The sequence below is a fragment of the Mucilaginibacter sp. P5_A4 genome (assembly GCF_056400605.1).
The window spans coordinates 175195-197514 of the sequence record NZ_JBFUKX010000002.1 but is presented as its reverse complement, the minus strand read 5'-3'; the positions used below and the strand labels follow the sequence as shown (position 1 = coordinate 197514).

The window sequence follows — 22320 nt, the reverse complement described above, 5'->3', positions numbered from 1 at the left end:
CGCAATATAAAATTATAAAGCGATTTACAACCTGGTTTCCATTATCTCGAACGAATAAAATGGATAATCAATTAGTTCAATGGCAAACCCTTGTATTTTGGTTACTTCATTTACAATCTTTTCCGCATCGTTTAGAGCAAATTCAACTGCCATACCTTTTAACAAGGTATTATCTGCAAAAGACGAGTTATCTATCGAGGTTTCCACATATTCAATTGCACCTCCAAAAAGTTGAAGAACTTCATTTACATCCTGGGTGCCGGTGCCTGAATACGTAAATGTTTTTATGGTTCTTATACCTTTAAACTGTTGACCAGTTGAATAACTTATGAAATTGTAAGTTACTGATTGCGTACCAACAACCTCGTATAAAACATCTGGTTGAATTTCACCGCTTAAAATCTGATAAGCCATTATGGTTTTAAATTATTGAATCTAATAATATATCTTATCTGAATGAACTTTGCGTTTATCGGAAATTCCTGTATACCTATACCGCCTCTAACATAAGCGGGGTCGCCGTTACCTCGAATAATTGAACCAGTGCGCAAGTCGCCAGTGTTGTTGGATGTTGGCCGAATCCCTGGTTCGTAATGCTGGTAGCTTTCATTGCTAAATGCTACTATAACCATATCGGAACCGGAAAAAGCATTTGTGTCAATTGCTTTAAATACATCACCGGCGTTGTAATTAACCGCATTATAAGTAATCGACCCGGATACAATGTAATAATAATTGCCGACCGTCAAGGCCATACCGGGAGTGATGTTTGCGCCGCCATCGCTAAACCTTGCCATAATTGTATGTCGTTGTGGTGCTTCAAGAATTTCACGAACCACGCCGGAAGCAAAGGAAGTAAACGACGTTTGTCCGGTTACTGTTGTAAACCTTTGTCCGGGTTGATAAGTTGCACCATTGTAAACTATAGCCCCAACCTCAACTATATAAGGCATGCCGACGGTTAACGCATCCGAAGTGCTTTTAGTAGTAGCGTCTAAATCGGCTATGCTATCAATATATTGGCCGTTTCTATCAGCGTTAAAACCGTAAGACGGAAAGTTCGCCAATTCCCTACCCAATGTATTTACTATAACATTAGTGTCAATTTGAGCATCTAATACCGGGTTGGTTAATGTTATACTATCATCAGCTACCGTAATATTAATCGCACTTGCAAACTCAAAAGCACCTACACTTTCAGTTGCACGGGCTTTTATTGGATATGCGATTGATTTTGCACCAACATAGGTTCCGAAGTAAGAAAGGTTTTTTGCTGGACTTGCGAAATTTAAGCTAAGGTCGCCTATAGCCGCGTTATTAAACAGAGGGTCGCCCATGGCAGAACCGTTAAACGTGTTAAATATAGAAAGTGAATTCAGCGTGGAAACTAAAGAGGCAATATTTGAGAAGTATGTAAATCCACTCGGTACGCTCGGATAAAGAGCACCGCCGGTACTTGATATACCAGCTGTCATTTTAAAGTTACATTGATAAAACAAGCTGTATCTTAGCAAATCCATATTGGTAAGATTGTTAGCAGATATATTGCATTGATAAAATAGGTTAGAAAATGCCGTTTGCAATGTATTGCCGAAGGAAACTGATATGCATTTATAAAACGTGCAATTCGATAAGGTTAGATTACCACTTTCTAAGTTTATAGGCACGTTGCAATTCAAGAAAATAGAGTTGGCTATGATAGTGGTATAGCCTTGATAAATAGCAATATTATCAAAAATACAGTCGTAAACTAATGTTGTACGTGTACCCGGTTGTTGCACATATCCCCCGGCACCTCTGTGTGTTATATTATAAAATGAATTGTCTCCGTTATCCGTTTGAAAAAATCCATGGAAACTACTATCAAACACAACATCGCCATCGCCTATCCAACTTTTATTGAGATTATTGAAATAGGGAATTTGCTCCCTATAAACGCCGCTACCAACTATAATTACTCCACCCTGCGAAGTTAGACTTTGCGCCTTAGTTAACGTCCTAAAAGGAAGTTGTCTACTACCATTACCTGTTATGTCGTTTCCTGACATTGCTACGTAACAAAAATTTGCGGCTTTAACATTGTCAGCCGAATTCGGTATTGCAAATCCGTATTTATTAGCCACTCCAGGCTTATACGCCCAATTATATGTTGCACTCATTTTAGTTATCTCTACAAGTTAAAATTATATTACAACTTGCGTTGTTAAGGTCTGAATAGTTATATGTTGCAAAAACACGATCGCCGACCGAATAAGCAAAAGGGAAGGTCTGCGTTGTGATCGGATATGTTCCGGATGAGCCAATTTTAAGTTTTGCATTAGTAGCTCCCGCAATCGTTAATGCTACTACATTTCCTGTATTTTTCATTAAAAATGAGACTTCATTAACTCCTATAGGCGCTATTTGCCTGTCTACATTTTTCTTTTCATCCAGTATTAAGCTAATAGTTTTTAAAGCAGTCATTGCCTTTGTATCATCGGTGCGTGCCAGGGCTTGCGCAACGGTAGCTAATGCAACAATGCCGGGATTATTTTCGGTAGCATCGGGAATTATATCGCCGGAACTTAGCACCCAAGCATTATCATTACCGTCCCAAATGTACATTTTAGAGTTATATGTAGCCCCGGTATCAACAAAAGCGTAATCGCCTAAATTACCGGTAGGATTGGCGGTAGTTAACGCTGGAAAACTTGTATAAGTACCCTTATAATGTTCCGATAAATTGGCAAGCTTTGTTTTTTCAAAAGTTGTATAATTTTCCTGGCTTAATCCATAACCTTCAACTGCATCAACTTTATCATCTATCTGCCCCTGCAACCCCTCATCCGCTGCGCTCCTTAAACTTGCTTCATTAGCAATAGCTTCGGCATCAGAGTTATCCAGGGAAAACCCTTCAGGCCATACACCGCCCGCTTTCGGGCCAAAAAAGTGAGAAGTTGTTGTGTTGATATAATAATCACCGTTGGTACCGGTGTACAAATTGGACGGGTTACCCGTGCCGCTTAGGATAGTTTTGCCATTTACTCCTGCGGCACCGGTTGCTCCTTGCGGTCCGGCAGGCCCGGCCGGACCGGTTTGCATCGAGAATACCTGGCTCCATGTGCCTGCCGATTTTTTGTAAAAAATGCCACTGAGGGTGTTGATGTAGGTATCGTTGTTTTTACCTGTGGAACTGCCGGGATTACTGGTGCCGTATAAAACGGTTCCGTCGGTGGCATTGCCTGTGGGGAAGGTGTAAACTACAGTCCAAACATTAGCTATTTTTTGCGCTATAGAACCTGTAGCTGTATTGATGAAAACGTCGCCAGGTTTACCGGTAATGTTTTGGGGCAGGGTATCTCCAAAAGAAATATTCGCGCCTACCGGCAATTCCGACCCGATAAACTGCAGCAGCGTGTTAAAAGCAAACTGGTAATCGGTGCCGCTTTTTATCAGGATGGAATTGTCGGCCGCGCTAATAACGGATGCTACGGGCAGATCGCTTATTTTTTTATCAGTTGCCATCAGTTTAAAAATTCGGTAATGGTTAAATTATAGTTGTTGTAGCTGCCCGGATAATTGAAATCTGTTTTATCAACGCCCCTGATGCGCGGACCAGCCTGCCTGCTGCTTTTGTTTTTGGCATTATATCGCCAAAGCAGAAAGTCGGCCTTATTGTCCCACAAAAACTTTTCAACGTCGTTGGCATAGGCATTGGCTATGCTGCGCTGCTGTTGTACCAGCTTTACAACTTCGGGCGATGTAAGCGGATCGCCATTTTCGTGGCGTTTAATTACCGGGCCGGTGGCCGTATAATGCACCGCATCATTTTCAATAAAGCGGGCAAAAGTGAAATAAACCATGGTTGGCGCCAGGCCCTCGTATAAAACAATATGTCCGTACTGATCCAGGTATTCGCTGCCATTTAACAGGTCTTTATAATGTTGCGGTGCATCCTCATTTAAGGTGCCGTCTTCATTAAAATGGGTTAAAAAATCGTAGTATAAAGCATGCCCCAAAAATGGTTTCAAGTCCAGTTCCTGGGCTTTTTTGATGAATACCTTCAGGCGTTCGGGTTTTATATTTACAGTAATATCCTCGTATTGCTGAAATGTGGTTTGATTGATGAGATAGATCATAAGCCCCCTCTAAATCTCCCCCTGAAGGGGGAGACTTTTTGATTATGTTAATGGATAAGTTAATTGTAGGCCCCCTCTAAATCTCCCACGGTAGGGGAGACTTTTGGCCGATGGATTAATAATTGTTTTTAAGTCCTCCCTACCGTACTGCCGTGTACCCATATCTTTTGGATCTCATCAATTAATAAAACCAGTTGTCATTTCGAACGAACCGGGTGGGTTGTGCGTAGGAGGGGTGAGGAGAAATCTTATGCGACAGGCAGTCAGCCATGCATGCTTTAGTGCGGGGCGTTCAAGATTTCTCTTTCGCGCTCCCGCTCTCTGCCTCCTCTTGCTCCATCGAAATGACAATTTTCTTTTATTAAAAGATGCTGACACACGGTAGCTTCCGGGGAGATTTAGAGGGGGCTTGCTGGATTACACATTGCCTCCGCCTCCGCCTGTTTAAAGCCGTAGGCATAAACCAGGGTAGCTATTTTATTTTGCAACGGAATGGCCGATGCAAGCAACTCATTGATGCTTTTACCTGCTTTTATACCTGCATTATCGTCGGCAGCTATAGCCGGTACGGTTATAATATTCCAGTTTCCTGATGGGTTAATATCGGTGTAAAAGTGACTAAATACTTCGGCCAGTGTTTCGGCAAGCTCCAGCCTGTCCGGCGTGGTGTTGTCATTAAACTCGATGATGGCCTGCTTTTTTTCACCGCCATTGCTCAGGCCTGATGATTTTTCGGCATTGATGAGTTCCCTCGGTACAGAAAACCCTTTGATAATACGCGCCCCGACTGATCTTTCCGTTGTTTCAAAAAGCTTATCATTGTTCTGGATAGGGTAGGCCTTAAACTCCGGTTTGGAGTTTTCGTCTTCGTACTCAATCACAATGATTTTTTGTGCGCTTTTGGTTCCCTGGAAAGCTCCAAGATCTTGCTCCAATTGCGATGCTGTATTTACACCGGCAAACTCATCGGCATCGGGCCTGCTGTTATCGGCTTCTTCCCTGCGGGCCCGCATAAACAACATGGTTGAAGGTAAAAAGCCGGTTGTTACCTCGCGGTTATTAAAAATCTTGATGCCCGCCTCGGTCTCAAAATCTTCCCAAACCGAATCAGCTTCAATTAAAGGATAATCATCAACTTCGGGGTTAAAATAAAGCAGCTGGCCTTTGTATTTGTCCCACCCGCCGGCATCGGTAGCCTGTTGTTGAATCACTGCAGGATCCGGGTTGTAGCCGTCAAGGAAAGTGATCTTACTGCGCATAATATTCTTCCAGGTTTTACGGCCCCAATCGTTGTAGATAGCGTATTTACCGGCAGTTTCCGGGCAATCGGTATCGCCCATGCGGATGTCTTCAAACTTTACATAGTTAACCGAAGCTATTTTAAAATTGGCATTGTAATTTACATGGAGCCCAAAGCCGGTGAACAAGGCTTTGTCGGTTGCTAAAGCTTTAAATAACTTTGCCAATGTTAAACCTTTGGCATTAATCACCTGTTTGCCCAGACCCTCTGCTTCAAATCCGTTACCGGCTATAAATTTTGCCCTCTTATTCCAGCAGTCTTTGGCAGTAGGTGATCCCGCTACCAGCTCCAGCATGCGCTGCGGGTAGGCATTATCAAGGTCGTAATTAAGGATGCCATACGTTTGATTGGGCCTTACCAGTATTCTTCGCTCAATTTGGGGAAGGTATGTTTTCATATGCCCCCCTTACCCCCTAAAGGGGGAGTTAGCGTACTAACCTCTTTTAATTTTCTTTCAGTTTTATTTTCCATTTTTTTCTTCTTGATTTTAAAAACGCCCTCTTCGGGGGGCTGGGGGGCAAACAGTGATGCTATATGCGGATATCTGTCCAGGTACCATTTGGCTTCCTCGTCGCTCAGGTTATCATTGCTATGCACTGCCGGCGAGCCCGGGGCGAACTGATGCTTGCCGGGCTTCAGAATGTATTTCTTAGAGTTCATAGTTTTGAGTTTTAAATGTTGAGTTTGGCTTTAAGCAGTGTAAACTCCCTACTCAAAACTTATTACTCCAAACTGCAGCTATGCGGCCACAAGCGCCTCAATGGCAGCAATAGTACTTGCATATGTTGCCGAACCAGATCCGGGCGCTATAGAGATGGCGCGTGGAGGATAAGGTTCTTTCAGCTTATCCGGGTTGGTTAATTTTAGTTTGTAACCACCATCCAGTGTTTCGTCAGCAGCGTTGCGTTCTGCATCTGTAAGGATCAATCCATTCACGGCGCCAAACAGTTCAACTGCCGAATCGCTTGATTTGTAGTTGTTAACCGCTATGGCACGTAATCTGCCGTAACCCATCGCCATTAATTGCGCTTTAATATCCACAGATAAGCCTGCAATGTTAAAATCGATCTCTTCGGTATAGCGTGGCCCCACCTGCGTTTTGGTGAGTTTACTCATGGTATTGAAACTGTTATTGGTGCCCTCAAACTTGTAGATTTTTGCAGTACCTACTGCTGTTAAACCGGTTATGATAAGCGGGTTGGCCACGTCATAAGTTAGTGTAATATCATCCTGGTTAAAAATGTAGATCACATCTTCTATACCCGATGTTACAGGCTCGTCTGCACCCAGCTTAAAGCCCGCGTTTATTTTATTGTAAATTGACATTGATTGTTTTGTTGATTAGCCCCCTAACCCCCTAAAGGGGGAACTGAGGCATCTTGTAAATGGAATTGATTGTTAATTATTGCTCCCCCTTTAGGGGGCGGGGGGGGCGCTTACGCGCTTAAGTAAAACAGCTCGTTGGCAAACTTGAAGTTTACGGCTGCTTTCATGCGGGCTTTCATGCGTACTACGTTATCGTTGGTGTAGGGCTTCATGTAAACGGTTGATAGTTCTGAAGCATCACCCAGCAGATCGACTCCTAAAAACAGGTTTGATGAACGGGCCCCCAGTATGGTATTGGCCTGCCAGTGGTTCATGATCTGTAATGGGATTCCCAGGTAATCCATTTTTTTCATATCCGTAAAGGCGTTGATAACGTTCAGGGCTTTATTGGCCTGTGCCTGTGCGTAAGCGTAACCTACGTGTAAAGGGATCTGGAGGTTAAAATCTTCCTGGATGCGGTCGGCCGGGTCAAGCTGGGCGTAAACGCTGCCCAAAACCTGCAATACATTGCTTACGTTAATGTAGCTGATGGTTGCCGCAGACGATGTATTTAAAAAGGTTGCCGGTTTGCGGCTGTTAACCTCGTTGTAGTTGCGTACCAGCCTGAACGTAGTGGGGGTTAATACCTGGATAAAGTATGATTGACCTGTCAAGTCAATGCCAGGCGCACCGTTGGTAGTATCCTTGCTGGTGCCTGTAACCTGGGTAACAGTTACTACATCGCCATCAGCTAAAGTTGATGTATCTGCTACGGTTACTACGCCCGATGCATTAATTGCGGTAGCGCTCATAGCTGTTGTTGGTTTGCCCAGGCCTACTTTGTATACGCCCGATGCTGCCGCTATGGTTGGCAATAAGCCGGGGAATGCGGCGCTAAAGGTTGCTTCTTTGGTTGAGCCTTTACCCAGCCAATACAGGCGCTCGTTGGCTACCTGTATCTTGGTTAAATAACGTTGAACCATAAAGTCGGATAGGTCCACAATGCCTTCATAGTCCATAAAGGCGCCAGGTTTAAGGGATTGGGCTTCCCAGCTTTGGGCCAGTTTGTCCCATTGTTCCTGTTTCATAAATTCGTACACTACCGGGTCAAGGTAGCTCTCGGTTTGCAGTGTGGTTGTACCCTGATCGTGGAAAATGCCTGAGGGATCTTGTAGTACCACATCGTCGTCAACATCAAGAATAACCTTGCGTGCTTTAACGTCGTTAATAACGGTGAGCAGTCCACGCTTTACAGAATCGGCTTCCAGCAGCGTGCTTGCCATGAACCCGGCCAGCGCTTCGCCGGCATAGGTGTTGTTGGTGAATGTAAATTGAGCCATAAAAAGGTTTGCCCCCCAGCCCCCTAAAGGGGGAGCTTTTTGATTAGTGTGATTGAATTATAGGGATTAGCCCCCCCAACCCCTAAAGGGGGAGCTTTTGATTGGAATAGTTTTAACTTTTGGGGATAGCTTTATTAAAAAGGACTAAAATGAATTTGCGAAGTATCGTTCCCCCTTCAGGGGGTTAGGGGGCGACTGCTTTTTTCACCGCATTCTTTGCCAGCTCGCTTTGCGGGGCGAAGAAGGGGGTGGTTTCGGTTTTTGCTTTGTTGCTGCGTTTGGAGCCTTCGGGGCTGTAGGTTGACTTTATGTCGTTTTTAACTTCGGTACGGGTTTTTTGCAGGCGGTTACTTGCCTCTTCAAGGGCTGTGCGGGCTTCGGTTAGTAAAGCGTTTTGGGCATGTAGGCGTGCTTTCAGTTGCTGCAGGCGGTTTTGAATTTCGGTAGCTTTTTTTGCCGGGTTTATCTTGCTTGTTGGTACATCATCGTCCTCATCTTCGGCCTCCGGGTCGGCTTCGGGCGCAGGGGCCACTTTTTGTACCTGGCCTTCTTTAACGTCAATCTTTTTACCATCGGCGGTGGTGTAAGTGTCGGTTGTTGCCGGGGCGCTCATGTCTTCGTCGTTGTACACTTCGGTGCCTTCGCCCAACTCACCAGCGTGGTGCAGGGTGCCTTTGTCGGTAATGGTTTGCTTGTTGACCACTTTTTTGAAGAAGTTCATAATCTTATCCAAAACCGAGGTGGTTTTTTCGATAAGTTCTTTGTTTTCGATGTTCATGTTGTTTTTATTGTTTAAGATTTTGTTAATGCATCGCTGGTAAACCGCAGGAGCGGTACTGGTGTATTTTTTAATAAGGGCGCTGTTGGTAATATCCAGGCTGTAATCCTCAACCTGGTCAATAAAACCCATATCAAGGGCCTGGTCGGCAGTCATCCAGGTGACGGAGTTTATTAAACTGTTTACTGTTACTCCGTCCAACCCGGACTTGTCCATGTAGATTTGCGCCAGGCGCGATTGTACTACATTCAACATCTGCACATCTTTTAAAAGCTCATCGGCATTGCCGCCGCTGCCAACCATTGGTTTGTGGATCATGAGCAACGCATATTTGCTCATGATAATGGTTTTGCCACCCATGGCCACTATAGAGGCGGCCGAGGCAGCCAGGGCATCAATGCAGGTAGTTACTTTGCCCGGATATTTTTTAAACAGATCATATATGGCAATGGCATCAAACGCGCTGCCGCCTACCGAGCTGATGTGCACTTCCAGATCCTGCCCGGCGGCTTCCTGCAACTGCGTTTGTATGTATGCCGATGATAAACTGCCCGACCCGATGCAATCGGTTTCGGTATCGTATAAGTAGATTTTGTAACTCATTAGTTTTAGATATGAGATGTTAGATATGAGATTTGAGATTTTTTTCTGAATCAGAATTTTCAGGATTTTAGAATTTCCAGAATGAAATCCGATTGATGTTTTTAATGCCGATTGGCATAATTCAAAGGTCGTAATTAGTTTTTGTTTTAGTGGTGACAGTAGTTTGTCAGTGGTTTTTTATCTGAATCCGGAATTAAACGAATTAGTTGAATTTTTAAAATTCTGTTAATTCCTTAATTCGATGAATTTCGGTTCAGATGATTGAACTATACAAATATCGGTACAGTTTTTCAATGCAATGGTGACACTACTTTGTCAGTAAGCTGATTTTATTTCTGAACCCGAATTAAACGAATTAGTTAAATTTTTCGAATTCTTTAAAATTCTATTAATTTCTTAATTCTATAAATTTCGGTTCAGACAACTGAACTATACAAATATCGGTACAATAGTTTAATGCGATGGTGACAGTAGTTTGTCAGTAAGCTGATTTTTTTGTCTGAACTCGAATTAAACGAATTGGATGAATTTTTCGAATTTTTAAAATTCTGTTAATTCCTTATTTCGATGAACTTCGGTTCAGACAACTGAACTATACAAATATCGGAACGAGAGTTTAATTTGATGGTGACAGTAGTTTGTCAGTAAATCAGGTTTGGTTTTTTGAGCAAATAGTAATCTAAATGGAATTCTTTGTCGAAGTTCAAATTAAGTAAAGTATTGCCTATAAGCATACTTTACTTAACGTATTATCTTTAGTAATTAAAGAGCACTAAATTTAACTTGCTTTAAATATTTTTTGGCGCTTTTTACTTTTTCAGGAAATAGCGTTTTATCCTTTAATTTATTTGCAACTAAAGATAATAAGACTGATTCTGGTACCTCGACCAGTTTTTCTTGTTTTAGTTTTGTATCCATCACTGATAAAAAAATGTTTGATGCTGTTTTTTGATATTGTTTCTTCTGTATGATAACCTGTAGTAGCCATGAAATAAATTGTAGCGTAAATATAGCTAACAGAAGCCTTAGTTTACAGTTTGATATAAGTTAATTATGGGTATCTGCGTCGTCTGTAAAACAATTCAACGCCCGCCATATCGTACGCTCATCCTTGCCAAATTTTACCTCGGCTTCCAACACAGCCTGGTTTTTAGTGATATTGCGAATCTGCATCTGGGCGTGGATCCAAAGGTAAATTTCACGGTAAGTGAAAATTTTAGTGGTAATAAACCCCGCCTTGTACATGGCCGAAAATACGCCATCGTCAAATAGAGTGTTTGCTGTTTTAATGTTCATGAGCCCCTCCCGTCCCCTAAAGGGGATGCTTTTTATTGTAGATAAATTGAATAATAAGATTTTGTAACTCCCCCTTCAGGGGGTTGGGGGGCTTCGCCTACAAGTTAACCCTATCCACCGTTTGCGCCAGTATATTCTGCTGGTTGTTAACATCTTTCACGTCCACATAAATAGGGGGGAAGTTGTTGATCATCTGGTAGGCTACCGTGTTGGCCAGTTCTTTTACATCATTTACCGGTTGGTTATAGTAGCGGTTGGCATTGCCGCCATCGGTAAATATGCCGCCTATGGCGTAGCCATTGCCGGTATTGGGTGCCGAAAAATCGCGACCGCCGTGGGCCACGTTAATGGCGCTTACCAGGTTACGGGCCCAGGGGTTGCGCATGGCTTCGGATACCACAACCGCCTCGCCCGAACGTAGGTAGGCATTGGTATTATCGGTACGACTGTAGCCTGGCAATAAGGCACCCCGGCCATCAGAAATAAACTGGCCGCCTCGTGCAAATTTTGGTGGTTTTTGCGATGCTATGGTGGCTATTTGCATGGCCGTCATGGCTACATCTGCCGCTATAAACGGAATGGCAGCTGGCAGGGCCATGGTCGACAATGTTTTTGTAACAGCGATTGCCCCGTTTATAACCGCCTGGGCTATTTGCATTTTTTGCTCGGCCTTAAAAGCTTTAACTTTTTCGTCGTTTTCCTTTTTCTTGTATTTGGCCTCGATGGCTGCTTTCTGGCTTTTGGTGAGGTTGGTGTTGCTTAACTCTTTGGCCTTATCGCTTTCCAACCCTTTTATTTTGGCCTCGCTGGATGATTTGATGCTGTTGCTGATGAGGGAAAAGGCAGCGCTGGATATTTGCTGGGCGGCTTGTATAGCAAGAGCCTTACGTTGTTCTTCTGATTTTTTGGTAGCGGCTGTTATCTCTTCCTGATATTGAAGTCGTAGTGCAGCTGTATCCTTCCCCGCTTCTGCCGCCTTTTTGATCTCGAAGTTATATTTGTCTGTTATCAGTTTTTTTTCGGCTTCCAGTTTGTTCCAGGGGAGGATGGCTTTGTCAACATCGTGTTGATCTTTACTAATAAGGTCCTTTTGTTGTTGAGCTTCAACAAGTTCTTTTTGTTGCTTTTCTACTTTTTCCAGGTCTTCTGCATTCATCCGTTTGATGATTTCGCCAATGCCAACGTGGTATTTTTCTTCCAGTTGTGTACTTTCCTGCTGGTATTGTTCCTGGCTGATGAGCTTATTGTCATACAAACGTTTTAAAGTCGCCTGTTCTTCGGTATAGCTGTTGTGTTGTAGTTCGACTTTTTTTGCGAGGCCATTAGCAGTGGCTTGCATTTGTTTGATGAGGGAATCCTGGTAGGCTTTATCGTGGGGATCGGTATTGGCTTTTGGTTTGCTTACGTCTGCTTCTTCTTTATGCATTTGCATTTTTTCCCGATGGCGCGTTTGATCGTTTTTATGTAAAGCTCCGTTAGTAGTATCCGTCTTTTTTGCACCTTCCTGAGCTTTATTATAAGTTTTGATTATTTCACCGCCTGCCTCTGTCGCAGCTTTTTTAGTGGCGTTAAACGCTACTTTAATTTTATCGGTTGCATGGGTAACACCGGTAATATTTTGCAGTACACCATCTGTTACCTTTTTAAAATCAAGATGGATGATGCCATCAAGTATTACGGCAAATGACTTAAACCGATTAACAATGTTGTCCCAAAGCAGGTTTCCTAATGTTTTAATGCTTTCTATTGGATGTGAAACTGCGTTAAGGATAAATTTTCCTAAACTCGCAAAAGCACCGTTTATTTTTTCCACAACTGAGCCAACAACAGCTAAAGCCCCCCGTAGTTTCTTGCTGCCTTCGGTAGTGTTTGTAAAATATTCAACAACAGATTGAAGTACTAATGCAAGTAAACCAAATCCGGTCGCTTTAATAGCTCCGCCAACACTTTGGAAACCTGTTTTAACAACAGATAAACCAGTTTTTAAGGCATTAAATCCTGTTGAAACAGAACCCAAAACCGGGCCAAATGAGCCGGCCCCTTCCTTAAGTTTATCAAACGATGATTTAAAAGCGTCAACAGATCCTTTGTGAAAATCGAAAACTTCTTTGTTTTTGGTGACCGTTGCTGTTTGCAAACCTATCACATTAGTTAGTGAAACAATATTTACCTTTAATTGCTGCACTGTTGCCGATGATATACCTTGTGATTGTACAAGCCGGGTATACGTCAATGTAAGCGCCGTTAAAAGTGCTATGTTTTGCTGTGCCGAACCACTGTAGGCGGTAAGTGCCTGCATTCCTTTATTTATCTCATTGGTAATTGTCTTTAAACTTCCTTTTGTTTTATCAATTTGATCCGCAAGTGTTTTATACGCTTCACTGCTTTTTTTAGTGCTTGCATTTAAGACATCCTGCTTTGAAAGCAGTGCTTGTAAGGTTTGATTTAATGATGCCGCTTCCTTTTGAAGTTGATTAGTTATTATTTCAACTTGTTTTAGTGCATCTTGATTGTTTGTATTCATATCAATTATGTTTTATATGTTAATTGGCATAGTTCGTTTAAAAAAATAGACATGGCCTATTTTTATTTTTTTGTAAAAGTTAATGACTCCTGCAACCTAACCCATCCCGCGGGTACATAATAATTTTTATCAGCTAATACGTAACCATTTGGGATTGTGGACTCATAGCAACAGTCTACATGCGTGGTATCAAGCTTAATTGTATACCAATAATCTCCCATAGCGCCTGCAGCGCAATCGCCTAATTTTAAATTTTTTATAGAATCTTTTTTAATAAATATTCCGATATATGCAGTATTGTATTTGTATAAACTGTCTCGTGTAAATGCAATTTTAGCACCAATTAATAACGGCTTTAAGTTGGTATCCAATTCATTTATCAGCTTTTTTTTCTTCCATTCAACCATAGGCATTTTTTCAATGTCAGATTGATTTATAGGCCTTATTAATATTTGGGGTATAAAATTTTTAAAAACAGTATCACCTGGCTCAAAATTGTAGTATATTTTATCCCCCTCTTTTACGGTAGTCCAGGTTTTATCGTACCCGGCGTTCATTATTTGAGAAAGTAACCAAATCAGAATAAAAACTACAGTGGTAACTATTAAAGCCCCATAAAAAAGTACGTTTAATAACCCGTATCGGTTAATAAGCCTGCTCATAATACCATATGTTGCCATACCAGCGGCTATGTTTTCAATTTCTTCCAAATCTGCCATATTGTTTAGGTTTTGCTAAATTTATTGGCAATAATAATAAACGGAATTGTTTGTTGCAAATAAGCTAACATATTTATTTTTTCACATCATCCCAGCCTCACCAACTCCACCTTAGTCGGTTGTCCCTTACGCCAGCTGTCAATTTTATTAATGTAGTAATAGCAACTATCCTGCTCCAGGTAAACGGGTATCAGCAAGTCAAGATCAAGGATATAGCGCGGGGTAAGCAAAAAGTAGCGTACTACCTTTTTGGTTTGCTGCAGTATTTTTTCCAGTTCGGGGTAATAAAGGGCTTTTAAACCTGGCAGCGTTTTCCCGGCGCCTGCTCCGGGCATATCGGCAAAGCACAGGTTGTGTTCGCCATCGGGTTTGTAAAAATAGGGTACCGATATAAAGTCGTTAACCAATTGATCGTTCGCGGTGTCTCCATCTGTAAATTTAACGGTTTTGCCATTTAACAGCAGCTTGTTGTCTATTAGTATCCGGGGTGAAACGCCGATGCTAAAGTCGTTACTATCGGATGTTTCATCAATCATTTTTATTTGCGCAATGGTGCCTCCAATATAAGGCCGGTTGAGGGTAGGGGCAAACTGGCTCTCGAACAGATCGGCCGTGGCAGGCAAGGTTTTATCGGCCACTTTTATCTGCGCATCGGCAAAGCCTTTGGGTAAAACATTATCGTCGGCTTTGTATTTCATATAATTTACCTGTGCATAACCACCCAACTGGAAGGATATGGTTTTACCCTGGTCGAGGCATTTGCTGGTCCAGTTTTTAGCTACCGGCATATTGCCCACAATATCTTTAAACGATGCAAAGTTGATGGTACGCGTGGTATTATCGGTTTGGCAAATAATGCCGAAACGCTGTAAAACATCTTTCAGCAAATCTTTCTGACTGATATCCGGGAAGATCCTTTCGCACTGGATTTCCTGCCCGTATAATACCGTTTCATTTTGTGCGGTAATGGCAAACGTTGCCCCGGCGTAAATGGTGAAATTGTAAGGCGCATCACCATGAAAATCATATTCAACCAATAACTGCTGGCCAACGCCCATTTCAATATCTGTAGCTTTTATCGCGGTGTTTAAATAGGTTTTGTGGGCCTGTATCGATCCGCCGCTGCCGCTATCTCTCGGGGCATCGTAACCATCGTTAAAATTAAATGTAGTGGTTGCTAAATATTGCCTCGGTAAGCCTGGCGTATCCAAAACAATGCTGATGTCTACGCTGCTTTTATGATCGCCGGATGCCCGGCCATAAAAATAGAATTTGGGGATAGTAAGCGCAGCGTCAACAGTGATGATTTCCTTTGCTGTATACCTATTGTTGGCGTAATGGCTGTTAGGGTCGGATTGGATATTGCTAAAACCGATTTCGCCGCCAGGCTGTAAACCTGAATTTTTCGCCCGCGATATACTGATGTTTAAGCCGTTATAAACAATACTGCCATTGGTAGCCGGCTGGTTTTGGTAATCGGCGCCATGTACAAAATTATCATTACTGAACTGGGCTATCAGCAGCGGGTAAACCGGGTTGCTCAATAATGATCCGGTACCCCTATAGCCATTTGCTGCCAGCATCAAATCAATAGCCGTTTTAATAAAAAAGCCAGGCCTTAAATTTCGTACGTTAATCTCGTTATCACCCGCAAAGTTATAAACCAGGTTGCCATAATCAACAACCGGCCATATCCAGCCATCGGTTTTTATTTGCGATGCGGCCACATTCCCCACATTCCACTTATGCTGATAAGTATCAAAGGGTTTGTTAATGCCGTAAGGCGTTGTACTATCGCCCATATCGTACAGCTTTCCTTCAATAGCATCAAAAAAGTCAACATTGCCGCTTAGTACGGTAATACTGGCTGTATTTTGTTCGATGTTGTTAAGTTGCGCAATGCCGTATGGCACAATCTCCAGTCCATCCTGTATAATACGGGCATCGTAATAATCATAGGGCAGGCTGGCTGTAATTGCCACATCATCGGCAAAACCTAATATTTGCCGGTTGCGCTGGGTAAGCGGCAGCTTAAACTGGTTGCTGGTATTGCCCTGCTGGTTTTTAACCTCGGCCAGGTTATTGATCTGGAAAGTGAGGGCAATCGGGCTGTCCTCGCTCAAATCGACCAGTTGGTTATTAATATATAACTGTAATTCGTTCATCTTTTAGTTCATTGGTTCACTGGTTCATTAGTTCATTGGTACTTTTCGGCGGGATGTCATTGGTCATAATCGCTACGCTTGTCGTTGGTCATTTCGCTGCGCTGTCATTGGTAAAATCAAAATAAATTCGAAATCGAACATCCGAAATCCGAAATCAAATCACTTTGTTCAATAGTTCATTGGTCCGGGATTCGGTTTTGAGCTGTGTTTGAAATCGTGTTTTACAAGTAACCACTCACTATTCACTATTCACCGCTCACCACTCACCGCTCACCACTCACCATCACTGCGTTTGTATATTAATAGATGGCATATTGAATGTGATGCTGAAAGGCGCCTGGCCATTGCGGGTTTCGTATTCGCTGAAGGTGGCTGTGTTTATAACAATGGTCTGCCATTTTACCGGGTTTTTGTTTACCAGCATTTGCACTTTGGGCGAGTATTTGATAGATTGTAATCCTTTAATATCGGCTATGGAGAGGTCCTCGGCCATCACCTTCATTTTTTGCCCGGCGGTTTTGCTTATCACTTCTTCAATACCCTGCTGGTTTTCCCAATCATGTACATAGTTTTTAATGATGGTTGCGTTTTGTACATCAAGGCTTAATTCCTGGTTAAAAACAAAACGGTAGTAGTTCCATGAGCCGCTTAAACCTATCCAGCGCAGGTAAACCGATCTGTCATCCACCGCATCGTCTACCCTTATGGTTTGCGTTTGGGTTACTGTATGTGTAGTATGCTCATCGTCATACTTTAGGGCGATATTAAAGTAAAATGCCTCGCGCGGGAAACTACCGTTTATCATCAGCCTGTTTAAACCCAGCCGACCGGGAACAGGTATGCTCATTAAATTCTGATCGGCAATAACGTATTTGCCGCCATCCTGGTTTAGCAGCCATGTGCCATCTTCGTTAAGCAGGTTGCTCACCTGTGGCCCGCCGGCTAGTGGTTGGCGGTTAATATCCAACAAGGTTAATTCGCAATATAATTGCAGGCCAACCATTTCTTCGCTGTAAATAAAACCAATATCAAACGGATACCCTATTGAATAGGCCGGCTCGGCAAAATCAGTAACCCAGCGGGCAAGCTGATCAGTATCGCTAACCTGGGCAAAAGGAACATATGCCGCCAGGTTACCTGCATGGCGCTCTCCTAATTGTTTGGCCGCATAAACCACGTAATAAGGATTGGTAAGCGTTACAAAAGCCGATGTATGGCCATCGGTTGTGCCATCATCCCAATGCTGGGCATATTGTACCTGGTAACTGGCGCTCAGGTTATCGTCTCTGAAATTACTTTGGGTATAATCGCTGTTATCGGCCGGCCGCAGCAAGCTTTGCAAAAAGTTCGCCAGGTCGGCCTTTACCAGTCCTGTACCATCGGGCCGGTTGCTTGATGTGATGGTTTCCTGGCGACCGGTAAGCTTATCAATATAGGTTATTTGGGTAATTATCTTGTAATAAGGCCGCATGCTGTTTATATTGATAAAACCGCCTGCATCGCCTGTATAAGGCGTATTTATTACAATGTGGTTGTCGCCGGTTACTTTTTCAACCACATAGGTGCCCTGGTATGGCGGGGCGTTTATGTATACCTTGTCGCCCGTGTTTACCATGGATTTTTGAGTAGTTTGCTTGATGAAAGTGGTATTTACACCAATATTGGCGTGGCCGGCATCATTATCAGCAGTAACGCCGGTAATACTAAAGTCTTTACGCTGGTAAGTAAAAACTATAGGATTAAATGCGGCATTCCAGCGGGAAACCTTGCCGCCCGTGCGCGTTACAGACGGATCGCTCACCAGCAAATCTGAAACGGTATGGATATTGATTGATGCCTGATCTGTACAGCCCAAAGTGTTGCTATCCTTAGCCATTACCTGCAATACGCCACCGCTTAAGCCGGTAAAAGTTGGCGAAGCCTGCCACGTATCGCCCAGATCAATACTGTATAGGATAGGGCCATAAGTTGATGACGCGTTAACCGTAATTTGCGCATCGCCGGCGCCAGGTGCCGATTCGGGCTTATCTACATGAATGAAATTGATCTTCAGGTCGCAGGTGTTTACAGGTGGCGGGGGATCTGGAACGGTACCAAGTTGCGGTGTACTAAACGTTACAAAATACCCCGTTGTTTTATCGGCAATAAGGCCCGAAAATATTTTAATGCTCTGCCCCGGTATAGCAACAGATCGTGTGGAAATGTTACCATTAACATTTTGGGTGAAGATTACAACAACGTTGTTGCCATTTACCGGCTGGTTGGTTTCAGAATCGGTTAAAAAAATGTGCCCGTCGCCATAAACCTGGTCGTCGCTTGGGCTGGTGGTGTTGGTAATGGTGATATTTGCTACTATAGCCATATTTTTATTGTTTTGATTTTTTAAAAGACATTATTCCGGCCGGTTAAAATGTATCAAAGTACATGGTTGGCAAGGTGATGGTTAGCCCTATCCCTGTAGTATTTACATCAAACTTATTGTAAACAGGCAGGCATTTGGCTTTGATACCGGCCTTAATCCGAAAATACCGGCCTTCGCCTTCGCGGTACCTGGATGCCTTTACAATAAACTGGTTGGCCATTTGCAAGGCCTGCTGCACATAAGTTTCATTATCGGCCGTAAATTGCCCGAAATCGGTTTTGAACAAAAACTCCAGGTAAATGGTAAACGTATTATCGACTGATCCGTTTACCTGCGGCGATACTTCGATGGGTTGCAGCGGGTACATAAATACACACGGAAAAGCCGTGTCATCGGCCAATGTGTTAAGTTCGTTTTGTGTGCCATATGCAAACGCGGGGTTACCCGTAAGTGTTTGTACTATGGCTTCTATTTGGTTACGCATAAAAAGTAGGCCCCCGGCCCCTGAAGGGGGAGTTTTAAATGTTTGATTGCCTTACAGGGATCGGCAGTTTAATGTTTTATGTAAAACTTGCACTATAGTTCCCCCTTCAGGGGGTTAGGGGGCTAAATCGCCATACCTTTTCTGATACGCTGCCTCTGTTTTGTTGAGCAGCAGTTTGGTAAGGATGCGCTCATAGGGCATATTTAAAATGGTGTCCCATTTGGTGATATCGCCGCCGGCAAGAGCGTTTATGGTGTTGATGTATTTAAATTTTTCGAACGATTGAATCCCCGCCCGTTTTTCCAGTACTGTGGGAGGCGAAGCCAGAAGTTTGTTTTCGGTCTCGATAAGTTGGGATAACAGTAAAAAAAATGTTTGGCGATGGGCAGTGCCTCCGTTACCCGTAGTTTTTTTATTTCGTTTGTAAATTCTTCGGCCTGGTATTCGTTGTATTTTTCGCCGGTTGCCCGGCAATAAAAGTAGTGCGCCAATACCTGGCAGCATGCGCTTAATGATGGGTTAAAGTTCTCTTTCCAATCGTCTTCGCCAAATTGTTTAAGATGGGTGCTTATTTCTTCGGCAATAATATCCCTTGCCGCCATAAACGCGCCAGCGGGTTCAACCGATAGGTTTTGCATCACCCTTATTGTTTTGGGCCCACTTGCCTGCGGTAGCATAAAGCTTACCTGTTTAGGTATGGCATCACTGTTGTACAGATGTTTAATCTGGTACGATAATGCCAGCACAGCATCGCCAAAGGCCAGGAAATCGTTAGCGTCCTTAACCAAATACAGGTCATCAATGGCAATGCCCGAAAGGATGCTGATAGCCTCAATATCGTTCAAATTTGGTTTGGCCTGCATGGCCATCATTTGTGCCATTGTTACATCGCTTAACTGCGAGGGAATTGTAACACGCAGTTTTCCGTGGGTTGTTTTTAGTGTTTTTTCGATCATAATTGGTGCCCCCCAGCCCCTGGAGGAGGAGTTTTTTTGATTGTTGTAATTACAGGGATAGTAATATTATATATGGATGTAGTTTTTCGCGCAAAGACGCAGAGACGCAATTGATTGGCTTAAATCTTAGCGTTTTTTGTGCGTATTCAATAGGGTAGCTTTCAAAAAAAACTTTTTGTCATCCTGAACGTAGTGAAGGATCTATTATTCGCCATGCTTCTTCGCCCTGTATTGTCTGCAAATAGATCCTTCGTTCCTCAGGATGACAAACCTTTAAAATGTCGTTCCTCCTTCAGAATGTCGTGAAATTTTATCACTCGCAATTGATATAGGTTATGGCGGGTTTAAAATAAACACCGACGATAAATGACTTAAAATCAAATAATTGTAATGAATTGTTATGCAAATTATGCAAATCCATAGGTGCCTATCAGCTCATCAAAAACTCCCCGGCTGGCAGCCCGTGGAATGTACGGCAACCGGGACCTTAATTTTCTTCCGCCGCTTACCCTCAGTTTGTTTAAAGCCACATACCGCAAGGCGTCGATAAGGTGATTATAGGAATCAACTGCTTCATTGATGGTTTTGCCCGATCTGTCGACCCGCCATTTATAGCGGTCGAGCTCTTTGCGCAGGTTAACGCTGGCACGGGTTACGTTTATTTTGTAGCGTTTAAGAATATCAATAGAGTTGTTGATGCTATCGCGGCCTTTGTTTGCACCGGTAATATACCAGCCCATACGTTTAAATTCTTCAATTGATTTTGGTTCGGCGCTATCGGCAATGATCTCGGTTTTGCGGCTTACGCTTGCTGCCTTTAACTTTACAGCTATATCGGTATTGGTTAGGCCGGTTTGGTAAAACAGCTCGTTTACCCACAGTTCGCCGTTTTGCAGGTACACCTGCAGGCAGGCGGTTTCATCATTGGTAAAACCAAAATCAAGACCGGTGGCAACCAGTTTGGCATCCGGCGGAATTTGATCACAAACATACCAGTTGGTAATAATGAGACCCGAAATTTTCCCGGTGAGGCCGCGGGCATAAACCTTCCACAGTTCCAGGTCCTCTTTTTTTAAATCTTCTATTTTTTTTCTCACGCCATCATCCAAAAACGGATTGTGGCGATGATCCGAGATGATAAGTTGTACACCTGGCCGGCCTACCAGGTGCTCGTGTACCCAAAAGCTGTTGTTGGGATTGTAGTCAATATAAATCCGTTTACGGGTACGCAGCGCCAGCTCCTGGTAAACAGCATAGGTTATGCCGTTGGCCTCGTTGATGAACAGGTAGTCGCGTTTGCCCGATTTTGCGTCCTGAGGATCTGCGTAGCTCTTGAATTCGATAATGGTACCATTATGAAATTCAAATATACGGTCGGTTTTATTATAGCTTTTTACTGCTGTTTGCAGTGCTGCGCTGCTGTTGTAAATGGTTAAGGCATCTCGCAACACACCGGCTTTCAGGTTAGGGATATCCTGGCCTACAATGGTAATTACTTGCTTATCAGCCTGGCATGCTATACAAAATAAGGCTTGCCCGATAGAATATGTTTTACCCGAGCTTGTGCCGCCCTGGTTTACCACAATGTGCGCATCGGTATTATAATTTTGCTCAAAAAGGATAGAGACCTCGAATTTTGGGTCATTGGTTAGTTGGTCATTTCGCTTTGCTGTCATTGGTCATTAGTCATTGGAGGAATAGGAAGAGGGAGAGGGGATAAAGTAATTTTCAAATTTTCAAATCCTCAAATCAAAACATCCACTTCCTTTTCATTTCCGGCGGGTATAGGGCCGGTGTTGGTTATTTCAACTTTGAGGGTTTTAGTTGCACCGGTGTGTTTTGTGCCCGGTTTATCGTTCCACCCCGCATTTTTAAGCGCAAATATGGCGCCTGTTGGCTTTTCAAAAAGCTGCTGCTCATAAGCTGCTTCTACGCGTAATTTTGCGTATCTGAATGGTTTTATCAAGCCTGCCCGTTTTTCATATTGTTTAAACTGGTCCATGCTATAAAATCCCAGGTAAAGTGCGAGGTTGCTTAAAGTAGGCGGCTCGGGCTCACGGATCCAGGTTTTAAGTTTAGCTGCACCCGGGCTGCTTTTAACCTGCTGGTATTCGTATTCACCTTTGATGTGGATAAAATAATCGTCAATTAACTGCAACAGCTGCGGAGCAGTTTTGAATTTTAAGGAAGAAGATGATGACATGATTTATGTTTTAAATGCCGATTGGCATAATATAGGATCAAATGTAAGAATTATTTTTGAGATATGCTAATTTTTTTGGTAAAAAAAGTTCGTTGGTTATTTTGTTTATTGGAAGTATCAACCCCCGCTAAATCTCCCCCGGTTGGGGAGACTTTGATTTCCGAGTT

Annotated in this window: 19 protein-coding genes; all 19 read right to left on the bottom strand. The window is 43.1% G+C overall.

The genetic code is table 11. From position 1 onward, the window contains the following. Positions 1 to 24 precede the first annotated feature (24 nt). Complete coding sequence (locus AC1DQW_RS02725; RefSeq protein ID WP_477452729.1) at positions 25 to 414, bottom strand: hypothetical protein; 390 nt, start codon at positions 412 to 414, stop codon at positions 25 to 27. Continuing rightward, complete coding sequence (locus AC1DQW_RS02720) at positions 414 to 2159, bottom strand: DUF1565 domain-containing protein (protein WP_477452728.1); 1746 nt, start codon at positions 2157 to 2159, stop codon at positions 414 to 416. Before AC1DQW_RS02720 ends, AC1DQW_RS02725 begins: the two co-directional genes overlap by 1 nt. Position 2160: 1 nt before the next feature. Continuing rightward, positions 2161 to 3504 carry a hypothetical protein gene (locus tag AC1DQW_RS02715; RefSeq protein WP_477452727.1) on the bottom strand — a complete coding sequence of 448 codons (1344 nt, stop codon included), beginning with the start codon at positions 3502 to 3504 and terminating at the stop codon, positions 2161 to 2163. Then, positions 3504 to 4118, bottom strand: coding sequence for a DUF6712 family protein (locus AC1DQW_RS02710; protein WP_477452726.1), 615 nt, complete (start codon positions 4116 to 4118; stop codon positions 3504 to 3506). Before AC1DQW_RS02710 ends, AC1DQW_RS02715 begins: the two co-directional genes overlap by 1 nt. A 398-nt stretch (positions 4119 to 4516) precedes the next feature. Then, positions 4517 to 5815, bottom strand: a complete 1299-nt coding sequence (locus AC1DQW_RS02705; protein ID WP_477452725.1) for a hypothetical protein — start codon at positions 5813 to 5815, stop codon at positions 4517 to 4519. Then, positions 5812 to 6078: a hypothetical protein gene (locus AC1DQW_RS02700; protein WP_477452724.1), complete on the bottom strand. Its 267-nt coding sequence runs from the start codon at positions 6076 to 6078 to the stop codon at positions 5812 to 5814. Before AC1DQW_RS02700 ends, AC1DQW_RS02705 begins: the two co-directional genes overlap by 4 nt. A gap of 78 nt (positions 6079 to 6156) precedes the next feature. Further along, positions 6157 to 6744, bottom strand: coding sequence for a hypothetical protein (locus tag AC1DQW_RS02695; RefSeq protein ID WP_477452723.1), 588 nt, complete (start codon positions 6742 to 6744; stop codon positions 6157 to 6159). A gap of 110 nt (positions 6745 to 6854) precedes the next feature. Continuing rightward, positions 6855 to 8063, bottom strand: coding sequence for a hypothetical protein (locus AC1DQW_RS02690; RefSeq protein WP_477452722.1), 1209 nt, complete (start codon positions 8061 to 8063; stop codon positions 6855 to 6857). A 184-nt stretch (positions 8064 to 8247) separates the two neighbouring features. Continuing rightward, positions 8248 to 9444, bottom strand: coding sequence for a head maturation protease, ClpP-related (locus AC1DQW_RS02685; protein ID WP_477452721.1), 1197 nt, complete (start codon positions 9442 to 9444; stop codon positions 8248 to 8250). A gap of 762 nt (positions 9445 to 10206) precedes the next feature. Continuing rightward, positions 10207 to 10362 (bottom strand): hypothetical protein, encoded by a 156-nt coding sequence (locus tag AC1DQW_RS02680; protein WP_477452720.1) that lies wholly within the window; start codon positions 10360 to 10362, stop codon positions 10207 to 10209. Between the two features lie 129 nt (positions 10363 to 10491). Further along, entirely contained in the window at positions 10492 to 10740 is a 249-nt protein-coding gene (locus AC1DQW_RS02675) for a hypothetical protein (protein ID WP_477452719.1), read from the bottom strand. A gap of 97 nt (positions 10741 to 10837) precedes the next feature. Beyond that, positions 10838 to 13264 carry a hypothetical protein gene (locus tag AC1DQW_RS02670; RefSeq protein ID WP_477452718.1) on the bottom strand — a complete coding sequence of 809 codons (2427 nt, stop codon included), beginning with the start codon at positions 13262 to 13264 and terminating at the stop codon, positions 10838 to 10840. 62 nt (positions 13265 to 13326) lie between these two features. Further along, the gene (locus AC1DQW_RS02665; protein ID WP_477452717.1) at positions 13327 to 13983 is read right to left on the bottom strand and encodes a hypothetical protein; all 657 of its coding nucleotides are present in this window, start codon (positions 13981 to 13983) and stop codon (positions 13327 to 13329) included. Between the two features lie 86 nt (positions 13984 to 14069). After that, positions 14070 to 16148, bottom strand: coding sequence for a hypothetical protein (locus AC1DQW_RS02660; protein WP_477452716.1), 2079 nt, complete (start codon positions 16146 to 16148; stop codon positions 14070 to 14072). A 283-nt stretch (positions 16149 to 16431) separates the two neighbouring features. Beyond that, the gene (locus AC1DQW_RS02655) at positions 16432 to 18510 is read right to left on the bottom strand and encodes a hypothetical protein (protein WP_477452715.1); all 2079 of its coding nucleotides are present in this window, start codon (positions 18508 to 18510) and stop codon (positions 16432 to 16434) included. A 43-nt stretch (positions 18511 to 18553) separates the two neighbouring features. Further along, the gene (locus tag AC1DQW_RS02650) at positions 18554 to 18994 is read right to left on the bottom strand and encodes a hypothetical protein (RefSeq protein WP_477452714.1); all 441 of its coding nucleotides are present in this window, start codon (positions 18992 to 18994) and stop codon (positions 18554 to 18556) included. A gap of 248 nt (positions 18995 to 19242) precedes the next feature. Then, entirely contained in the window at positions 19243 to 19950 is a 708-nt protein-coding gene (locus tag AC1DQW_RS02645; RefSeq protein ID WP_477452713.1) for a hypothetical protein, read from the bottom strand. A gap of 407 nt (positions 19951 to 20357) precedes the next feature. Beyond that, positions 20358 to 21626: a PBSX family phage terminase large subunit gene (locus tag AC1DQW_RS02640; protein WP_477452712.1), complete on the bottom strand. Its 1269-nt coding sequence runs from the start codon at positions 21624 to 21626 to the stop codon at positions 20358 to 20360. A 68-nt stretch (positions 21627 to 21694) separates the two neighbouring features. Beyond that, the gene (locus tag AC1DQW_RS02635; RefSeq protein ID WP_477452711.1) at positions 21695 to 22153 is read right to left on the bottom strand and encodes a hypothetical protein; all 459 of its coding nucleotides are present in this window, start codon (positions 22151 to 22153) and stop codon (positions 21695 to 21697) included. Between the last annotated feature and the right edge of the window lie 167 nt (positions 22154 to 22320).

Bases quoted from the DNA above. Each gene is read 5' to 3' on its own strand.
- AC1DQW_RS02710 (WP_477452726.1), bottom strand. From the start codon at position 4,118: ATGATCTATCTCATCAATCAAACCACATTTCAGCAATACGAGGATATT.
- AC1DQW_RS02655 (WP_477452715.1), bottom strand. From the start codon at position 18,510: ATGGCTATAGTAGCAAATATCACCATTACCAACACCACCAGCCCAAGC.
- AC1DQW_RS02635 (WP_477452711.1), bottom strand. From the start codon at position 22,153: ATGTCATCATCTTCTTCCTTAAAATTCAAAACTGCTCCGCAGCTGTTG.
- AC1DQW_RS02660 (WP_477452716.1), bottom strand. From the start codon at position 16,148: ATGAACGAATTACAGTTATATATTAATAACCAACTGGTCGATTTGAGC.
- AC1DQW_RS02725 (WP_477452729.1), bottom strand. From the start codon at position 414: ATGGCTTATCAGATTTTAAGCGGTGAAATTCAACCAGATGTTTTATAC.
- AC1DQW_RS02640 (WP_477452712.1), bottom strand. From the start codon at position 21,626: ATGACAGCAAAGCGAAATGACCAACTAACCAATGACCCAAAATTCGAG.
- AC1DQW_RS02690 (WP_477452722.1), bottom strand. From the start codon at position 8,063: ATGGCTCAATTTACATTCACCAACAACACCTATGCCGGCGAAGCGCTG.
- AC1DQW_RS02665 (WP_477452717.1), bottom strand. From the start codon at position 13,983: ATGGCAGATTTGGAAGAAATTGAAAACATAGCCGCTGGTATGGCAACA.
- AC1DQW_RS02645 (WP_477452713.1), bottom strand. From the start codon at position 19,950: ATGATCGAAAAAACACTAAAAACAACCCACGGAAAACTGCGTGTTACA.
- AC1DQW_RS02700 (WP_477452724.1), bottom strand. From the start codon at position 6,078: ATGAACTCTAAGAAATACATTCTGAAGCCCGGCAAGCATCAGTTCGCC.
- AC1DQW_RS02670 (WP_477452718.1), bottom strand. From the start codon at position 13,264: ATGAATACAAACAATCAAGATGCACTAAAACAAGTTGAAATAATAACT.
- AC1DQW_RS02695 (WP_477452723.1), bottom strand. From the start codon at position 6,744: ATGTCAATTTACAATAAAATAAACGCGGGCTTTAAGCTGGGTGCAGAC.
- AC1DQW_RS02650 (WP_477452714.1), bottom strand. From the start codon at position 18,994: ATGCGTAACCAAATAGAAGCCATAGTACAAACACTTACGGGTAACCCC.
- AC1DQW_RS02680 (WP_477452720.1), bottom strand. From the start codon at position 10,362: ATGGATACAAAACTAAAACAAGAAAAACTGGTCGAGGTACCAGAATCA.
- AC1DQW_RS02720 (WP_477452728.1), bottom strand. From the start codon at position 2,159: ATGAGTGCAACATATAATTGGGCGTATAAGCCTGGAGTGGCTAATAAA.
- AC1DQW_RS02685 (WP_477452721.1), bottom strand. From the start codon at position 9,444: ATGAGTTACAAAATCTACTTATACGATACCGAAACCGATTGCATCGGG.
- AC1DQW_RS02715 (WP_477452727.1), bottom strand. From the start codon at position 3,504: ATGGCAACTGATAAAAAAATAAGCGATCTGCCCGTAGCATCCGTTATT.
- AC1DQW_RS02675 (WP_477452719.1), bottom strand. From the start codon at position 10,740: ATGAACATTAAAACAGCAAACACTCTATTTGACGATGGCGTATTTTCG.
- AC1DQW_RS02705 (WP_477452725.1), bottom strand. From the start codon at position 5,815: ATGAAAACATACCTTCCCCAAATTGAGCGAAGAATACTGGTAAGGCCC.